This window comes from Kitasatospora sp. NE20-6 (assembly GCF_045862635.1).
In genome coordinates this window covers 1-903 of the sequence record NZ_BPRL01000176.1, presented here as the reverse complement: position 1 = coordinate 903, position 903 = coordinate 1, and the positions used below count along the sequence as shown (strand labels likewise).

The window sequence follows — 903 nt, the reverse complement described above, 5'->3', positions numbered from 1 at the left end:
TGCCGCGGGTACGCCGCGCCGACGCCTACGAGGAACTCCGCGCCCGCTCCGACGCCCACCTCGCCGCGACCGGCAGCCGCCCGCTGCTGTTCCTGGCCTCCCTCGGGTCGGCGTCCGCACACACCGCACGGTCGACCTTCGCCGCCAACCTCTTCCAGGCCGGCGGCATCGCGACGGCCGGCGCGGAGGGCACCGGCCCGGCGGCGCTGGCGGAGGCGTTCGCCGCGAGCGGCGCCACCGTGGCGTGCCTGTGCTCCAGCGACCCGGTGTACGCCGAGCACGCGGAGGCCGTGGCCGCCGCACTGAAGGCCGCGGGCGCCGCAAGGGTGCTGCTGGCCGGCCGCCCCGGCGGGGCGGAGGATGGGTACCGGCAGGCCGGGGTCGACGAGTTCGTCTTCGTGGGCGTCGACGTCGTCACGACCCTGACCTCGCTGCTCGACGAGATGGGAGTGGCCCGATGATCCCCGACTTCACCACGATCGGGTTGGACCCGGACGGCACCGCCCCGGCGGCGACCGGCACGCAGTGGCGGGAGGCCTGGCAGCAGGCGACCGGCAAGGACGTCGAGGACCTGGTGTGGCAGACCCCGGAGGGCATCGGCGTGAAGCCGCTGTACACCGCCGAGGACCTCGCCGGCGTGGACTTCCTGGACACCTACCCCGGCATCGCCCCCTACCTGCGCGGCCCCTACCCCACCATGTACGTCAACCAGCCCTGGACGGTCCGCCAGTACGCCGGCTTCTCCACCGCCGAGGAGTCCAACGCCTTCTACCGCCGCAACCTCGCCGCCGGCCAGAAGGGCCTCTCCGTCGCCTTCGACCTGCCCACCCACCGCGGCTACGACAGCGACCACCCCCGCGTCACCGGCGACGTCGGCATGGCCGGCGTCGCCATCGACTCCAT

General features: G+C 74.3%; 1 protein-coding gene and 1 pseudogene. Both read left to right on the top strand.

The annotated features are described in order from the left end of the window. Window positions 1–461, top strand: a pseudogene (locus SNE206_RS40065) (methylmalonyl-CoA mutase); the annotation flags it as partial. Further along, window positions 458–903: methylmalonyl-CoA mutase family protein (locus tag SNE206_RS40060; RefSeq protein ID WP_407918517.1), on the top strand; the 446-nt coding region annotated here is incomplete at its 3' end. The pseudogene SNE206_RS40065 and the gene SNE206_RS40060, both read left to right, overlap by 4 nt.